Below are 16,437 nucleotides of genomic sequence, written 5' to 3'. Positions count from 1 at the left end.
ATAAAGAACTCACTTCCACCAATTGTACCATAAAACGTACTATGTTACCTTTAATTCCCGAAGTAAATTCTAATTTTTGAGCCTTCTTTTACTTTAGCTCCCGCTTCTGGTGATTGTTTAATTACTTTCTCTCCATCTCCACTTATATCAAGCTTCAAATCGACGAGTTGTGTTTGTAAGTCTTTCTTTTTCATTCCAATTAAATTCGGAACTTCCACAGTTGGTGTATCGCCCCATTTATATTCTTTCTCAACTTGTTCTTTTCTCGGTTTCACTCCCATAACAGGAAGCGCATCTCGAAGGATATTCCCGACAATCGGAGCTGCTACCACTCCACCAAACTGTGTAACCCCTTTTGGATTATCAACAGCAACATACACAACAATCTCTGGATCATCCGCTGGAGCAAATCCGATAAAAGATACTATATAATTATTCTCTAAATATTTACCATCTTTCACCTTTTGAGCAGTACCCGTTTTTCCACCTACACGATATCCATCAATATAAGCACCTTTACCAGAACCTTTCGCTACAACATTCTCTAATGCATAACGAACTTTTTCTGAAGTTTCCTTGGAAATAACTTTTCTTTTCTCAACAGGTGTCTTTTTACTAACAACTTGATTATTTTTCGGATCAATAAACTCCTTAGCTATATACGGCTGATACAATGTTCCACCATTTACAGCCGCCGCTACAGCTGCTACTTGTTGAATCGGTGTAACAGAAACCCCTTGGCCGAATGAAGTTGTTGCTTGCTCTACTGGACCAACTTTATCTAAATTAAATAAAATCCCACTGCCTTCACCTTGCAAGTCAATTCCAGTCTTCTGCCCAAAACCAAAATTACGAATGTATTTAAATAATCGGTCTTTACCAAGGCGATCACCAAGTTCAATAAATCCCGGGTTACATGAGTTTTGAACGACTTCTAAAAACGTTTGACTGCCATGACCTCCTGCTTTCCAGCATTTCAATCTAGCTCCACCTACTTCAGCTGCTCCATCATCATAAAACGTATCCTTCTCTAAGTCTACTAAATTTTCATTCAATGCTGCAGCTAATGTAATGATCTTAAATGTTGAACCAGGCTCATACGTACTCCATACAGGTAGATTTCTGTTATACACTTCTGGAGAGACACTTTGAAAATCCGCTGGGTCAAAACTCGGTCGACTAGACATACCTAAAATTTCACCATTTTTAGGATTCATTGCAATCGCAATCATACCGTCAGGATTATAAGTTGACTCCGCAATATTCATTTCTCTTTCCATAATCCTTGTAATACGCGCATCGATTGTTAATCCTAAATTTAAACCAGCTTCTGGCTTTTTGAAATCATCACCAACATTAGGCATCCTTTGTCCTTTCGCATCTGCAAAAAAACGCACATGACCTTTGTCCCCATTTAGCTCTTTATCATAATATTTTTCTAGTCCCATAAGACCTTGGTTATCGCTACCTGCAAAACCTAATACATGTGATAAAAAGTTTCCAAATGGATAGTACCGGATAGAATCCTCTGCGATATACACGCCCTTCAAACTTAATCCTCGTACTTCTTTCGCTTTGTCATGTGATATTTTCCTTCCGCCTTTATCTAACCTTACAATCGATTCTTTTTTTGTAATCCTTTTATAAATCTCATCTTTTTCCACACCTAATACTGCAGCTAACTTCTCTGCAGTCTCTGCTGGTTTTTCAATTTGCCTCGGTACAACAAAGACAGTTGGAGCACTTTTATTCGTGGCAAGTTCCACACCATTTCGGTCTAAAATTTTCCCACGTTCGGGTTCAAAAGTAATATTACGACTCCATGAATCTTTCGCACGATCCGTTAACATATTCCCAAGAAAAAATTGCACATATCCAAGACGAATATCGATAATAGTGAAAATAAGTATACCTGATATAAGTATAAAAATAAGTCGTTTTCTAACTGTTACATTTGATACACGCATATCGGAACAAGCCTCCCTTACGCCTAGCTTGTTCCAATATATGCTTGTACTTATTTAATTAGAACTTATTCTCTTTTACCATTACGGCTTTTCTGCTTCTTGCTGTGGTTCGAGTGGCGGTACGAGTGTGACACCTAATTCTGTACCAGGTTGTAATAATGTTCCTTCCGCCACACTTTGTTCTGTTACGTATCCTGTACCAGAAGGTTTCAAGTTAAGCTGTAATGTCTTCGCTAAATTCATAACATCACGCAGTGCCCATCCTTGTATATTTGGCATTGTAGGCTTATCTCCTACCAAGAAGACTCGGTCGCCTTTTAATGTTTGTTCAGTCGCTTTTGGTACTTGTTGCTGTACTTTCCCTTCACCTAGTACGATTGGACGAAGTTTTGCTTTATCAATCGCTTTCCCCGCTTCAGCCATCGTTTTACCAGTTACATCTGGAACAGTAGTTTGTTGTTCTTTCAGATGTTTTTTCGGATCTTTCACTTCATTTGGCTTAATCTTTAAATACTCTAAACTATTTTTTGTTACATATTTAAAAATATCAGCTAAAGGTTGTGCGCCGTTCTCATCATCTTTTAATTTCGGCTGTTTAACAGCTACATACACGACAAGTTGTGGATCGTCCATTGGTGCCATACCTAAGAATGAGAATATATAATTCTGTCTTCCTGTCATATAGCCGCCTTTTCCATCCGGAATTTGCGCTGTACCTGTTTTACCACCAACTGAATATCCATCAATTTTATAAGCTGTCCCTGTACCTTTCGGAGATGTAACAACACGTTCTAATAACTGTCTTACTTGCGCTGCTGTTTCCTTTGTAACAGGTTTTCCTACCTCTTCTGGCTTATGTTCTAATTTTACTTTGTCTGTTATCGGATCTACAATTTTATCAATTGCATAAGGTTTCATCATTTTCCCATCATTTGCAATGGCCGTTGCAGCTTGTACAAGCTGAATTGGTGTTACAGTGGAACCTTGTCCAAAAGCTGTTGTCACTTGTTGTATTTGCTGATCAAATAAAATTGTATTCGATCCTTCACCTGATAAATCAATGTTCGTTTTTTCATCTAATCCAAAACTATGAATATATTTTCGGAAACGTTCTGGACCAAGTTTTTGATCTCCTAAAATTGCAAACGCTACGTTTGAAGAACGCTCTACCCCTTCATCAAACGTGATAGAGCCCCAACCAGCACCGCCATTATGATCTTTTATTTTCCTATTTCCGACTTGATATGTCCCGGATTGATAATAATCTTGTCCTTTGTACACACCTTCATTAATAGCTGCCGCTAACGTAAAAATTTTCATTGTCGATCCAGGTTCAAATGCATTGGCAATCGCGTCATTGAAGAAATATTTAATTTGGCGATCATTAGGGTCATAACTAGGTTTAGTAGACATCGCTAATATTTTCCCAGTTTTCGGATCTGCAACAATCCCTATTAAACTTTCTGGCTCATATTGCTTACTTGCTGCTTTCATCGCGTCTTCTAAATAACTTTGGACACGTTGATCAATTGTTAAATAAGCATTATCTCCATTTTTAGGTGCCTTTACATTAACTTTTCCCCCATCAAGGGACACACCTTTACGATCACCTGTATATGCTACTTCTCCGTTCGAAGCACTTAAGTATTTATCCAAGCTTTTCTCTATGCCAAATTGACCTACCGAGGTTCCATTCTCATTTGGTTTTGCATGACCTATAACGTAAGATGCAAAATCACCGTTTGGATACACCCTTGCATTTTCTGTAATAAAAGATATTCCCGGCAACTTCAACGCTTCTATTTGTTCCTTCTTTTCTTTCGTCAAATCCTTGCCTAACGTTCCAAATTCGACTTGACTTCTACCTTCCTTGTTTAAAGAAGCTAAAATATCCTCTTCGCCTTTTCCAAGTACTCCTGCAATTTTCTTTGCAGTATCTTCTTTATTCTCAACTGAGTTAGCACCTTTTAGTGCAGCTACCATTTTGTAAGAGTTTGCGTCTTGCGCTAACACATGACCGTTTTGATCATAAATGGTTCCTCGGTTCGCTTCAAGAACTCCTTTTTTACTATGCTTTTGTTTAGCAAGTGCATCTAAATCCTGATTATGAACGGTTCCTGTTGATTGTATGTAAAAAAATCGGGCTAATAACAGCAAAAAGAGCAGGAGGAAAAATATCATAAAATAACCTGCTCCCTTATTGGTATGAAATTTAGTCATATTCTTCTTCATCGTTCCTTCACACCTATTGCCTTATTTGAGGCCTTTCACATTATTCGCATTAATTTCTAGCCCATGTTTTTTTGCAACTTCAGCGATTCGTTCATAGCGACTTAACTTCTCTACTTCAGCTTGTAATTCTTGATTTTCTTTTTGCTGCTGTACAATTTTTTCTTCTATCGTCGCTGCTTCTACATTAACTTGATAAAGGCCTGCTTTATTTCCAATAAACGCGACACAGGCATACAATAAAAAGCCAATAAACGCTACATACAACAGTTTTTCGATTCTTGTAATTTTCGCTTTAACCTTCGGCTTAGCCATCTGCTGTGGGGGCGTTTGAATTTGCACCTCTTCTTGCGCTTGTTGTTTGTACTTTACAGCTAAATTAGTCATACCTCTCTCTCCCTTTTATCGTTTTTCAGCGATTCTCAACTTCGCAGAACGCGCACGATTATTTTCTTCTAGCTCTATATCAGAAGGTAAAATTGGTTTTCTTGTAATAAGCTTTAATTTCGGCTTAAATTCATCAGGAATAATCGGTAATCCTGGCGGCAATTGTGGCGTTGTACTATTTCGCTTAAACGTTGTTTTACAAATACGATCTTCTAATGAATGGAATGTTATAACACTAACCCTTCCACCTGGCTTAACCATCTCAATAGCAGATTCCAATGCTTCTTCAAATACTTTTAATTCATCGTTTACAGCTATACGAATTGCCTGAAACACTCGCTTAGCAGGATGCCCACCCGTTCTACGAGCAGGAGCCGGAATACCTTCTTTAATTAGCTCTACTAATTCTCCTGTCGTTTCAATAGCTTTATTCTCACGATAAGCTTCAATTTTTCTTGCAATTTGTTTTGAAAATTTCTCTTCACCGTATTGGAAGAAAATCCTTACAAGTTGTTCATATGACCAGCTATTTACAACATCGTACGCTGTTAATGGGGCATCTTGATCCATCCGCATATCTAGCGGTGCATCATGATGATAACTAAAGCCTCGTTCTGGTGTATCTAATTGTGGGGATGAAACACCTAAATCAAATAAAATACCGTCTACTTCTGTTATACCTATTTCCTGCAGTTTTTCAGCTAAATAACGGAAGTTACTCTTTACTGTTATAAACTGTTCACCGTATGAAGAGAACTTTTCTTTCGCGTTTTGAATCGCTATCTCATCTTGATCAAACGCTATTAATTTTCCACCTTCAGTTAATTGGGATAATAAATAAGAACTATGTCCTCCTCCCCCCAGTGTACAATCTACATATGTACCATCTGGCTTTATATCTAAGCCGTCTACTGTTTCCTTTAAAAGCACTGTTACGTGTTTAAACATTGTTGCACCTACTCTTTTTCCAATTAATTATGTTGAATGTATCCCTTCCTCTAAACACATATTTCACGCTTAGAGAATGAAATAATACGAAAGAACGACTCATTTAACTTACCAACAAAGGCAACATACTATACAAATCGCTATTTTCTTTTATTATATACTAAATTTTATCATCTTTTGCGGGAATTTAAATAAAAAACTGTCGAAAAAGCGAATAATACGTTTACATTTTGTGCTATTTTGTCATATATTTAAGTATCCAACACAATTGCCATATTTAACACTTTTTGATTGATAATTCAGAAAAAAAATCACTTCACAGTAAATTCAACGGAATAAAAATAAAATCCTGCTCCAAAGAGCAAGATTTTATAGTTTTATAACATGATGTTTTCCGTCCCAAGAAAAAGGGTTTTCCATTACACGATCAACGAAATCCAAACCAAACTGATTTAAATAATAACATACATTCCACACACGTTCTTGCGGTGCACCTAATGGACGAAGTGCGAATTGTATACGGCGGAATTTATTTAGCTGAACCTCATACTTTTTCTCAACATTTCTTTTCAACATTCTTTCCAGCAGTTCAATTTGTTCATTAATTTTCAATTCGTTTTTCCCTGCAAACGCACCTAACCCTGGCTCTATTTTCTTTACAAATTGCTGTAAAGATGTATGAATATCGGCAATTTCTTTTTTCGCCTTTTCAAAATGATCATCAATCGGTTCCTCTATTTGATTAGACAACCAGTTTTCACGCAATTTATCGACATCATTTAAAAACGGATCACTTTCTCTCAATTGCAAATCAAATAAATCCGTCGCTATATCTCTCTCCACATAAGTAATTGTAAGACGAGGAACGACAGGTGGCATTTGAAAACCGACAGTATGGAATACTTGTTGTAATTCACTCCAATAAGCTAATTCTCCTGGACCTCCAATAAATGCGAGCGTAGGAAATACATACTCTTGCATAAGAGGACGTGTTACAACATTATTACTAAAACGTGCCGGATTTCTCTCCATCTCTTCAATCAACTCTTCGTATGAAAAGGAATGCGCCCCATCCTTTCCAACAAACTTACCTTGTTGATCTTCAAGCAATACTCGTTCATTATCTATTTCCATGAATATATGCACTGCATGAGACTTCGTTTCAATAATCGGTTTGTATCCTAGTTCTTTAATTACTTCTTGCTGATTACGAAGCCCCTCTTGTACCTCTTTATACTTACTTATAATTCGCTTGAAAAATGGAATTTCTAACTTTCTTAATTCAGGATGATGTGAATCAACAAGGATTAAACCAGAATTAGCAAAGATTTTCGTAATAAGATGAGCAAAGAAATCTACATACGTATTCGATTTTTTCAAAGCATCATCAACAAATTTTAATACATCCTTTGTAAAATTTGTTTCTGGGTATGTTTTAAAAATCTCTTCAATCCAATTTCTACAATCTTCAACAGAAAGTTCAGACTCAGAAGCACTCGCCTTTTTCGGATTACGGTCATAAAAAATAGTTTTTTTCATCTTTTTATTTTTCGCTACAAAAGTATGGTTAATCTCATCCATATCATGGTCTTCACCCGCAATCCAGAAGACAGGGACAACTTTAACTCCTAAACTTTCTTCCTTTTCCTTTGCAAGCTGTAAAATTGAAATAACTTTATGAATTGTATAAAGCGGTCCAGTTAATAACCCTGCTTGTTGTCCAGCTATAACAACATATGTATTTTCATCTCCAAGCGCTTTTACATTTTGAAGTGTAGATTCTCCCGCTTGTAATTTTGTATTATATTCTAATAAATGCGCTACTAAATCTCGGCGGAAAAACTCCCTTTCACGCAAATCATGTAAACGTTGTTTAAAAGCATCTTCTGTTAACATATAATCAAAACATGACTGTATCTCTTTTTTACCGTTCATATAGTCCGCTACAACACCTTGTTGCGGAACAGAGATTTCTTTTATCTCCATATAATTCTTCCTTTCGTATCCAGTTCTCTCACCAATCCACATTGTAGTCAATGTTTCACGTAAAAGCAAAGAATAACACTTATACTCTTGTTTCTAACCCTTTTATTGCATCGAACAAAAATTGAAGTGTCGGAACTGGTAGTTGCTGTTTCTTAGCTTCTTCTAATACATATCCAACAATCGCATTAATTTCCGTCTGTCTATTCGCTCTTACATCCGCTAACATAGAGGATGTATTACGAGACGTTCCTTCACACACATTTCGTACCATTTGCCATACCATTTCTTTTTCTCCTCTAATAAGAAATGCGACCTCCTGAAACACTTGCTCCATCATTTGATAAAAAAAACGATTCGTGATTAATTCACCATTCTTAACTCCCAATAGTGCTGTCAATGGATTGATACATACATTTACTACTAATTTTTTGTGCATAATCTCTTCCCAATCCGTTTCTATTTGAACTGGAAAATAAGTAACAGGAAAATAACGGAATATTTTTTTAAAATGTATAGATTGACCACAAACCACTCCAAATTTTGTTACCCCTATCCCAGTATGATGAACGATATGCCCTCCCTCTTTTTTCGCACCATGTTCTACAATACCAACAGCTATATTTTCACTCCCTATTTTCAGCATCTTTTGAAGATGCGACATTCCGTTTTGCAAAAAGATTAATGATGATGCCCCTTCCACAAACGGTAGTACGTCATCTATATGATATTGCTTCACAGAAATAAATATATAATCTAAATTTTGCGCTATCATACTTTCTATCGGTAAAACAGATGGATATACTGTTTCACATCTTCCATCTCTAATACAAGTTACACCTGTTTCATTCAACTCTTCAGCCTGCTTAGCCGTTCTTGTAAACAACGTAACATCTTGGTTACTTTTTTGTAAATAAAATGTATACAATAGACCAATAGCACCTGGTCCGACAATTCCAATTTTCATTTTCACACAAGGGATTCACATTAAGCGCCCTTGCCTCCCCTCCTTTTTATATCTTTTTAAAGTACATGAGCACGCCCTATAATTTCGTTGTCCTCTGCCAAACAAATACACTCTCTTTTTTCGCTATGTATAATACTACCTATTAATACACTTATACTCTTAGTTTAGCAAATCCTCAAAAAAATAATAAAAGAAATATACTATCTTCTTCATAAAAATAAAAAAATGAGTTATACTATTATTGTAAATATTTTTACTTTTCTGCATTCAACAAGATAACAAAAGGATGTGATGTAATGGGATTCCCAAAAGTTGAGCGCTTGCTCATCAATTATAAAACATTAGATGAATTCAAAAAATTTAAAGGGTGCGGAGCCCAGGAACTATCTATGCTGGAAGAATTGCAAGCAAACATCATTGAAAACGACAGTGAATCTCCATTTTATGGCATTTATTATGGTGGATCACTAATCGCACGTATGAGTCTATATATGAAAAGAAACGGCGGAGAACCATTCGAAATTACAGGTCCTTACCTAGAACTTTATAAACTTGAAGTATTACCAACTTTTCAAAAACAAGGATTCGGGCAAATGCTTGTAAATCATGCGAAACAAATGCAATTTCCTATTAAAACGATAGCACGTATTCATTCAGCTGGTTTTTGGGATAAATTAAATTTCACCCCCGTATCAGTAACTGATGGTGATTTTTATATTTGGCATCCAGAAACAAATTTGAATGCGGTTACAAACGAAGAATCCGCTTAAGAAATAAAAAAACAGCTGTATAACAGCTGTTTTTTATTTCTTAAGCTTCTCTAACTTCTCATTCGAGCGAGCATTGTTTCTTTCCGCTACCATTACACTTCTTTTTTGATCGATATAATCAAGTAATGTTCTATACTCTTCTTCATATACTGATAATCGCTCCAGAAGACGCTCTCTTTCTGTTTGTAATGATTCAACTTGTTGTTGCAACACCGTTAAAGAGTTTTCATCTTTATAATTTTGCAAGAAATCAATAACATCATTCAACGTAATTGACGTAGGTTCTAACACCTTTGTCTCTTTCACTTCATAATGTTCTACTTTACGAAGTTGCTTTGCTTCCTCAATACGTTCTTTATATTGCTTTCTTACGTAAGAATTCCATCTAAACCCACATGCTGCTGGTGTACGAGATAAATTTTTCCCCACTTCCTTAAAGGCAGAAAGTTGTGTTCCACCTTCTCGAATATGCCGGAGTACTACTTCTGCCAGAAGCAAATCTTCATCATCAGTCCAAGCATCTTGTCTTGTTGTCGCCATCTCTCTAGTCCTCCCTATGCATTTTTTATTAAGCATATGCAGTTACTAGAAAAGATAGAATACAACAACTAAAGATTAAGGCAAAAAAAATAAACGCAGAAGATATCTTCTGCGTTTATTTTCCCGCAATTACTTGCTGATTACTTCTTTACCTTTGTAAGTACCGCATGCTTTACATACACGGTGAGCTAATTTCGCTTCACCACAGCTTGGGCACTCTACCATACCAGGTACTGATAATTTGAAATGCGTACGACGCTTTCTTTTTACTGTTTTAGAAGTTCTTCTAAAAGGTACAGCCATTCTTCCCACCTCCTTAAAAGAAATAGTTATTTTCATATGAAGGCCTGAACCAGTCTTCCGATTATTTGTCAAAAAACTTTGCAAGTCCTGCCAATCTTGGATCAACAGTCTTTTCTTTGTCTTCTTCCGAAATCACTTGCCAGTCTTGACCTTGCGTCGGTGCTCCACCAGAAACATCATCACTGAAAATTTGCATTGGAATCTCCAAAAGTATATTTTCCTTGATTACGGGCAGTAAGTCAAGTACTTCTCCTTCTAAAGAATGAATTTCAGCTTCAGTTTCAAATTCTTCTTGTGAAGTTTGGAACACCTCAGTTGTTTTAATGTCAAATGGTAATGTCACATCTACTAAAGAGCGAGAACATGGTAAAACCATGCTTCCAGTTATATGTAGATGAAACGTAAACTTACCGGAGCCAAAATCAACTCTTCCCGTTACATGAACAGGATTAATTTCACGAATATCTTTCTCGACCTCTTTTAGCTCACTTACATCTACCATCTCATCCAATGTCAATCCTTTATTTCTCAATTTATTCAATTGATGGATGGACCATTTCATATCATATCACCTCAAGGCAACAAACAAAATTATAGCTAGCCATTTTATATTTGTCAATGTTTTTTCTTTACACTATAATGAAGTCATCATAGTAAATAATATATAGAGTATCACGTTTTTCAAAAAGATGCTACATCGAAAGGAGAGATTACCATAAAAGCTGGTGGTATTGTTGTTGAATATAACCCTTTTCATAACGGTCATCTTTATCATGTGCAACAGACAAAAAAGTTAACACAATCCGATATAATAATTGCCGTTATGAGTGGTCCTTTTTTACAGCGTGGTGAGCCCGCACTCATTTCCAAATGGTATCGCACTAAAATGGCCTTAGCAAACGGCGTAGACCTTGTTGTAGAGCTTCCATACGTCTTTGCAACACAAAAGGCTGAAACCTTCGCAAATGGTGCTATTTCCATTTTAAATGCCCTACGTGTTTCCGAAATTTGTTTCGGTAGTGAGGATGGACAAATCGAAAATTTTTATAATACCATCTCCATACAAAAAAACGAAGAAGAGACTTTTAACTGCCTTGTAAAACAATTCATGGACGCTGGTAATAGTTATGCAAAAGCAACATCGGATGCTTTCTCACACATTTTAACATCTGAAAAAAACATAGATATGTCACAACCAAATAATATTTTAGGCTTCCAATATATGAAAGCAATTCTGTCACAAAATAGCTCTATACAAGCTCAAACTATAAAAAGATTTGCCTCTCATTATCATGATGAAACATTTAATGACCAACATATTGCAAGCGCGACAAGCATCCGAAAACAACTCTTTAGCGAAGAAGGATCATTTACAACAATTGAACCTTTTCTCCCACAGGCAACCACTTCGCTTTTAGCAAATTACAAACAAAACTACGGGATATTACATAATTGGGAACAATACTTTTCATTTTTTAAATATAGACTCATGACGATGTCTCCAGGGGACTTACGACATATATATGAAATAGAAGAAGGTTTAGAGCATCGTATTTTATCAAAAATACAAAACAGTTCCTCCTTCTATTCATTCATGGAAGCATTAAAAACAAAACGTTATACATGGACTAGATTACAAAGAGCTTGTACACACATTTTAACAAACACAACAAAAGAGGATATACGTAGTGCAAATATAGAACAACACGCACCATATATTCGCCTGCTAGGCATGTCACAAAAAGGACAAACTTACCTTTCAAAAAATAAGAAAAAAATCGAACTTCCAATCCTTACTCATACAAAAACATTCGACCATGCCGCTTTAGATATAGAGAAAAAAGCAAACTCTGTATATTTCTCCATCATGCACGAACCGTTACGCACACAACTATTAAAACAGGATATAACACACCATCCTATTCGCTATGATGAAACAACTACAAAATTCCTATAAAAAACCTCTCTATTTCAGAGAGGTTTTTTCCTTATCCATCTTTTCTAAATATGTTAACGCATCATCCAGCGTATCCACTGGTACAATTTTCATTTTTGTTTTAATATCCTTTGCAGTCTCAAGTGCATCTTTATAGTTCGATTTCTCCGCACCTTTTTCATTTGGCGCAAAGAACACTTCAGCCCCAGCATCGCTAGCAGCCACCACTTTTTGATTTATACCACCAATCGGGCCCACTTCTCCTTTTTCATTAATTGTACCTGTTCCAGCTATTTCATGTCCTTTCGTTAAGTCTTCTTCCACAAGTTGATTATATATTTCTAATGTGAACATTAAACCTGCGGATGGTCCACCAATTTCATGAGAATTAATTTTCACTTTCGGATCGACCACCAATTCTCTTTCCGTAACGATAGAAACACCTATACCGACACGTCCATTCCCATTAGGAATCGTCTTTACATTTAAATTCTCTTTCAATTGTTTTCCATTTCTCATGTACTCAATACTTACAGCATCGTTTTCTTTTTTCCCTGTCATATATTCAATAAATTGCTCCGTCTTTTCAAACGTTTTTCCGTCAACAGCTATAATAACATCACCAAGCTTAAGCTTTCCTTCTGACGGCATTCCTTTTGCCACACCAGCAACTAATACACCTTTATTTTCAAAAGATACTGAGCGATTTGCACGTTTATATGCATTATAAATTGCTGCATTTTGTGAATCTTTCATCGCATAATTTTGGCGAAATTGATATTCTTCATCACTCTCACCTTTTTGCAATATTTCTTCCGCTTTCGAAATATGTGTATATTTATTAAACTGTGCCGCTATTAAATTCACCACATTTGCTGGTCCCATTGAAACCGTAACAAGCATAAAATCACCAGATTCTTTCGTTCCACCCTCAACTTGAACATAAGGCTCTAATTTGGCAGCCATTCCTGGTTTTGTTATATAATACGGTAAACGTACGTAAACAAGTAACATCGCCAATATAACCCCTATTAAGATTGCATATATAAACCGAAAACGCTTAAACATTATGTTTCTCCTTCCACTGCTCAATTAATAAATAAATATTTGAAATATGTTTTTCTGCTTCTACTTCTCCAACTCGAATAATGTCTTCAATGTTTGTAAAAGCACGTGAACTAAATTGCTCTACAGCTGGTCGCATCATTAAATCCGATGCAATTTGCCGATTCATTACAAGCTCATGCTGCATAATTTCAATACTTTGCATGATTACGTCATAAATGGACGTAACATCGCCATTTACCTTAATTGGAGATACATCAACAGCGATAACAATATCGGCCCCTAACTCTTTCACAACCGATACTGGGATGCGATCAATGACTCCACCATCCACTAATAATCTTCCATCTATTTTTTCTGGTACAAACACTCCAGGAACAGATATACTAGCCCTCACCGCATCTGCAACTGGCCCACTTGTAAAAACCACTTTTTCCCCCTTCAATATGTCAGTAGCCACAACAGCCGTCGGGATATCTAACTCTTCTAAATTTTTATTATATGTAAACATTTTAATCATATCTTTGACACGTTTTCCAGCAATAAATCCCATTTTCGGTACCGTGAAATCTAAATAATACTTCCGCTTAAAAACAGATGCCAATTTATACAATCTTTCAACGTTACTACTTGCCGCATAAAACGTACCTATTAGCGCCCCCATACTACTTCCTGCAATCATGTGAATAGGGATACCCGCTTCCCTTAAAACCTTTATTACACCAATATGAGCAAACCCTTTCGCTCCTCCAGACCCAAGTGCTAAACCAATCTTTGGTTCTTTCATTTTTCTCACCCTTTAATTTTTTTCATTCCTTTTTCATACTTATGGTCTAAATTCACTACGTATCCACGTATACTGAAATGAACGTTTTTTGGGACAAAGGGGGATTTACTTACATGTATGAAAAATGGAAAACCGCTTTCCTTACCATATCAACGCTATTTTTAACCTTTTCTCTTGTACTCCACCCCCAAGCCGCTTTGCAAGCTTCTATTCGCGGGTTAAATATATGGTGGGAAGTTGTATTCCCTTCACTACTACCGTTTTTCATCATTGCGGAACTTCTAATTAGTATCGGTGTTGTAAAATTTATTGGCGTTATATTAGAACCACTCATGCGCCCACTTTTTCGCGTTCCAGGGATAGGCGGATTTGTTTGGGCGATGGGAATGGCTTCTGGTTTCCCTGCAGGCGCCAAATTAAGCGCTAGACTACGAAAAAGCAATCTTTTAACTCAGATTGAAGCGGAGCGCCTCGTTTCTTTCACAAATTCTTCTAATCCACTTTTTATTTTCGGTGCTGTGTCTATCGGTTTTTTTAATAATCCGAAATTAGGAATTATATTAGCCGCTGCCCATTATTTCAGTAACTTTGCTGTCGGATTAATTATGCGTTTTTACGGCGATAATACCGCTTACAAAATTAATACACACACTACAAAAAAACGTCGCTTTCAAAACCCTTTTTTAATCCTTCACGAGACACGCTTACAAGAAAAAAGACCAATTGGTAAATTACTTGGGGATGCCATTGTTTCTTCTATTCAAACATTACTTATGATTGGCGGATTTATTATTTTATTCTCTGTGTTAAATAAAATGATTACTGTATTTCACATTACAGCAGCTCTTTCTTTTATTATGCAACATATTTTATCATTCTTCCAACTAAGTACAGATTTTAGTATACCTATATTATCAGGTATTTTCGAAATGACACTCGGAAGCCAAATGATTAGTCAAATAAATGAAACACCGCTCTTACAACAAGCTATGGTAACAAGCTTCATTTTAGCATTTAGTGGTCTTTCTATTCAGGCACAAGTTGCTAGCATATTAGCTGAAACAGATATCCGATTTAAACCCTATTTTTTCGCACGAATTATTCAAAGTATTCTTGCCCCTATTTTTACATTTGTATTTTGGACACCATTTTATGAGAAAGTGAGTTCTTTCTCGCCTATGCCAAAAGATATCCCTGTATTTTTATCCGAGCATCCTTCTATACTACATGAAATTTGGACATCTTTTATACATTATGGACCAATTTTCACATTATTTTGTCTATACTTATATGTTATTTTATTATTTTTGCGCACATATAAAGAAAAACCCCGTTCACTTTAACGGGGTTTGAAACTTTTCTTTTAAAGCACGTTCTACAATAGGAGGTACAAGATCTACTACACTTCCTCCATACCTCGCAACTTCTTTTACAATACTCGAGCTTAAAAATGAATATTGATTGTTTGTCATAATAAAAAATGTTTCAATATTTTCATCTAATTTTCGATTCATAGAAGTAATTTGCATCTCATATTCAAAATCAGAAACTGCTCGTAAACCACGTAATATTGCATTTGCATTACGCATTTTTGCATACTCTACTAATAGCCCACTATGCGAATCTACTTTTACATTCGGGATATCCTTTGTCGCTTCTCGAATTAATTCTAATCGCTCTTCAACTGAAAAGAATGGTTTTTTTGATGAATTGTTTAAAACGACTACGTACACCTCATCAAATACTTTTGCTCCCCTTTTAATAATATCCAGATGCCCAAGGGTAATTGGATCAAAACTTCCTGAAGAAATAGCTATACTTGTCATTCTGTCCCCTCACCTTCATACTTATAAATCGATATTGCAGTAATCCCATAATTCTCAGCTCGTACTTTTACAAGCCTTCCTATTGAATTAGGTAAAACTACATCATTACCATGCTCTGCCATAATTAATCCATCACTATGTAGCAATCCATGTTGATCCATTATACTAATTAAAGATACAATTTTTTGCTCTTTATATGGAGGATCTATCAATATAAGATCGAATGACATTTCACGTTTTATTAGCGCCTTTACTGCACGTTCAGCATCATTTCGATATACTTCAGCTTGTTCCTGTACTCTACAACTTTCTAAATTTTGATGAATTACTTTTATCGCTTTACTATCCCGATCAACAAAAATTGCTTTATCAATCCCTCTGCTCAATGCCTCAATTCCAAGACCACCACTACCACCAAATAAATCAAGGGCGATACCACCATCAAAATAAGGACCTATCATATTAAAAATAGATTCTTTTACTTTATCTGTCGTTGGACGTGTTGTATTACCAGGAACCGCTTTAAGTGGGTGTCCTTTACATTTTCCTGAAACTACTCTCATCTGTTGTCACTACCTTTATTTCAATCTATCGAGCGATTATAGAAAGCCATTCCCACTTCGGTAACCGTTAACAAACCACATTCACCTAACTATAGGAAAACTCGGCCTCAAATAACCTCTCGTTATTTTTATGTATTCATCTCATCATTCACTAATATGAACCCAA

At 36.0% G+C, this 16,437-nt stretch carries 16 protein-coding genes; 3 read left to right on the top strand and 13 right to left on the bottom strand.

Features of this window, described 5'->3' with window-relative positions:
• Positions 1 to 50: 50 nt before the first annotated feature.
• From ACTFO4_RS04850 to panE, 6 genes are all read right to left on the bottom strand, one after another.
• Positions 51 to 1,967: a stage V sporulation protein D gene (locus ACTFO4_RS04850; protein WP_001266234.1), complete on the bottom strand. Its 1,917-nt coding sequence runs from the start codon at positions 1,965 to 1,967 to the stop codon at positions 51 to 53.
• An 81-nt stretch (positions 1,968 to 2,048) separates the two neighbouring features.
• Entirely contained in the window at positions 2,049 to 4,199 is a 2,151-nt protein-coding gene (locus ACTFO4_RS04845; RefSeq protein WP_000739960.1) for a penicillin-binding protein, read from the bottom strand.
• A 21-nt stretch (positions 4,200 to 4,220) separates the two neighbouring features.
• The gene (ftsL, locus tag ACTFO4_RS04840) at positions 4,221 to 4,583 is read right to left on the bottom strand and encodes a cell division protein FtsL (RefSeq protein ID WP_000182804.1); all 363 of its coding nucleotides are present in this window, start codon (positions 4,581 to 4,583) and stop codon (positions 4,221 to 4,223) included.
• 15 nt (positions 4,584 to 4,598) lie between these two features.
• Positions 4,599 to 5,531, bottom strand: a complete 933-nt coding sequence (rsmH, locus tag ACTFO4_RS04835) for a 16S rRNA (cytosine(1402)-N(4))-methyltransferase RsmH (RefSeq protein ID WP_000472508.1) — start codon at positions 5,529 to 5,531, stop codon at positions 4,599 to 4,601.
• Between the two features lie 369 nt (positions 5,532 to 5,900).
• Positions 5,901 to 7,517, bottom strand: coding sequence for a bacillithiol biosynthesis cysteine-adding enzyme BshC (gene bshC / locus ACTFO4_RS04830; protein ID WP_098770766.1), 1,617 nt, complete (start codon positions 7,515 to 7,517; stop codon positions 5,901 to 5,903).
• Between the two features lie 79 nt (positions 7,518 to 7,596).
• The gene (panE, locus tag ACTFO4_RS04825; protein ID WP_142390974.1) at positions 7,597 to 8,481 is read right to left on the bottom strand and encodes a 2-dehydropantoate 2-reductase; all 885 of its coding nucleotides are present in this window, start codon (positions 8,479 to 8,481) and stop codon (positions 7,597 to 7,599) included.
• Between the two features lie 296 nt (positions 8,482 to 8,777).
• On the opposite strand from panE, the gene ACTFO4_RS04820 reads away from it, so the two are divergent.
• A complete protein-coding gene (locus ACTFO4_RS04820; RefSeq protein WP_000506696.1) occupies positions 8,778 to 9,251 on the top strand; it encodes an N-acetyltransferase in 474 nt (157 codons plus the stop codon).
• Between the two features lie 33 nt (positions 9,252 to 9,284).
• Here ACTFO4_RS04820 and ACTFO4_RS04815 read toward each other — a convergent pair whose 3' ends face one another.
• The 3 genes from ACTFO4_RS04815 to ACTFO4_RS04805 form a co-directional block, all read right to left on the bottom strand.
• Positions 9,285 to 9,791, bottom strand: a complete 507-nt coding sequence (locus ACTFO4_RS04815; protein WP_000246467.1) for an RsfA family transcriptional regulator — start codon at positions 9,789 to 9,791, stop codon at positions 9,285 to 9,287.
• A gap of 129 nt (positions 9,792 to 9,920) precedes the next feature.
• Entirely contained in the window at positions 9,921 to 10,094 is a 174-nt protein-coding gene (gene rpmF / locus ACTFO4_RS04810) for a 50S ribosomal protein L32 (RefSeq protein WP_001984764.1), read from the bottom strand.
• 61 nt (positions 10,095 to 10,155) lie between these two features.
• Entirely contained in the window at positions 10,156 to 10,656 is a 501-nt protein-coding gene (locus ACTFO4_RS04805; protein WP_000872149.1) for a YceD family protein, read from the bottom strand.
• Positions 10,657 to 10,869: 213 nt separating this feature from the next.
• Between ACTFO4_RS04805 and ACTFO4_RS04800 the strand changes: the two genes are divergently transcribed.
• Positions 10,870 to 12,051 (top strand): nucleotidyltransferase, encoded by a 1,182-nt coding sequence (locus tag ACTFO4_RS04800; RefSeq protein WP_002182932.1) that lies wholly within the window; start codon positions 10,870 to 10,872, stop codon positions 12,049 to 12,051.
• 9 nt (positions 12,052 to 12,060) lie between these two features.
• Here ACTFO4_RS04800 and ACTFO4_RS04795 read toward each other — a convergent pair whose 3' ends face one another.
• Both ACTFO4_RS04795 and ACTFO4_RS04790 read right to left on the bottom strand, forming a co-directional pair.
• Positions 12,061 to 13,098 (bottom strand): SepM family pheromone-processing serine protease, encoded by a 1,038-nt coding sequence (locus ACTFO4_RS04795; RefSeq protein ID WP_000476280.1) that lies wholly within the window; start codon positions 13,096 to 13,098, stop codon positions 12,061 to 12,063.
• Positions 13,091 to 13,882, bottom strand: coding sequence for a patatin-like phospholipase family protein (locus tag ACTFO4_RS04790; protein ID WP_000662588.1), 792 nt, complete (start codon positions 13,880 to 13,882; stop codon positions 13,091 to 13,093). The genes ACTFO4_RS04795 and ACTFO4_RS04790 overlap by 8 nt, the downstream gene beginning before the upstream one ends.
• Before the next feature lie 113 nt (positions 13,883 to 13,995).
• Between ACTFO4_RS04790 and ylbJ the strand changes: the two genes are divergently transcribed.
• On the top strand, positions 13,996 to 15,225 hold the full coding sequence (ylbJ, locus tag ACTFO4_RS04785) for a sporulation integral membrane protein YlbJ (protein ID WP_000273082.1): 1,230 nt from the start codon (positions 13,996 to 13,998) through the stop codon (positions 15,223 to 15,225).
• On the opposite strand, the gene coaD is transcribed toward ylbJ, so the two are convergent.
• Both coaD and rsmD read right to left on the bottom strand, forming a co-directional pair.
• Positions 15,217 to 15,708, bottom strand: a complete 492-nt coding sequence (gene coaD, locus ACTFO4_RS04780; protein ID WP_000200601.1) for a pantetheine-phosphate adenylyltransferase — start codon at positions 15,706 to 15,708, stop codon at positions 15,217 to 15,219. The two genes, ylbJ and coaD, sit on opposite strands and share 9 nt — an antisense overlap.
• The gene (rsmD, locus tag ACTFO4_RS04775; protein WP_001266978.1) at positions 15,705 to 16,271 is read right to left on the bottom strand and encodes a 16S rRNA (guanine(966)-N(2))-methyltransferase RsmD; all 567 of its coding nucleotides are present in this window, start codon (positions 16,269 to 16,271) and stop codon (positions 15,705 to 15,707) included. The genes coaD and rsmD overlap by 4 nt, the downstream gene beginning before the upstream one ends.
• Positions 16,272 to 16,437 lie beyond the last annotated feature (166 nt).

It is taken from the genome of Bacillus cereus group sp. MYBKT14-1, assembly GCF_051915185.1.
GTDB lineage: Bacteria > Bacillota > Bacilli > Bacillales > Bacillaceae_G > Bacillus_A > Bacillus_A cereus.
This window is presented reverse-complemented; position numbering and strand designations above follow the sequence as displayed.

Coding starts and splice junctions, on each gene's coding strand:
- ACTFO4_RS04850 (WP_001266234.1), bottom strand. CDS start 1,967: ATGCGTGTATCAAATGTAACAGTTAGAAAACGACTTATTTTTATACTT.
- ACTFO4_RS04845 (WP_000739960.1), bottom strand. CDS start 4,199: ATGAAGAAGAATATGACTAAATTTCATACCAATAAGGGAGCAGGTTAT.
- ftsL (WP_000182804.1), bottom strand. CDS start 4,583: ATGACTAATTTAGCTGTAAAGTACAAACAACAAGCGCAAGAAGAGGTG.
- rsmH (WP_000472508.1), bottom strand. CDS start 5,531: ATGTTTAAACACGTAACAGTGCTTTTAAAGGAAACAGTAGACGGCTTA.
- bshC (WP_098770766.1), bottom strand. CDS start 7,517: ATGGAGATAAAAGAAATCTCTGTTCCGCAACAAGGTGTTGTAGCGGAC.
- panE (WP_142390974.1), bottom strand. CDS start 8,481: ATGAAAATTGGAATTGTCGGACCAGGTGCTATTGGTCTATTGTATACA.
- ACTFO4_RS04820 (WP_000506696.1), top strand. CDS start 8,778: ATGGGATTCCCAAAAGTTGAGCGCTTGCTCATCAATTATAAAACATTA.
- ACTFO4_RS04815 (WP_000246467.1), bottom strand. CDS start 9,791: ATGGCGACAACAAGACAAGATGCTTGGACTGATGATGAAGATTTGCTT.
- rpmF (WP_001984764.1), bottom strand. CDS start 10,094: ATGGCTGTACCTTTTAGAAGAACTTCTAAAACAGTAAAAAGAAAGCGT.
- ACTFO4_RS04805 (WP_000872149.1), bottom strand. CDS start 10,656: ATGAAATGGTCCATCCATCAATTGAATAAATTGAGAAATAAAGGATTG.
- ACTFO4_RS04795 (WP_000476280.1), bottom strand. CDS start 13,098: ATGTTTAAGCGTTTTCGGTTTATATATGCAATCTTAATAGGGGTTATA.
- ACTFO4_RS04790 (WP_000662588.1), bottom strand. CDS start 13,882: ATGAAAGAACCAAAGATTGGTTTAGCACTTGGGTCTGGAGGAGCGAAA.
- ylbJ (WP_000273082.1), top strand. CDS start 13,996: ATGTATGAAAAATGGAAAACCGCTTTCCTTACCATATCAACGCTATTT.
- coaD (WP_000200601.1), bottom strand. CDS start 15,708: ATGACAAGTATAGCTATTTCTTCAGGAAGTTTTGATCCAATTACCCTT.
- rsmD (WP_001266978.1), bottom strand. CDS start 16,271: ATGAGAGTAGTTTCAGGAAAATGTAAAGGACACCCACTTAAAGCGGTT.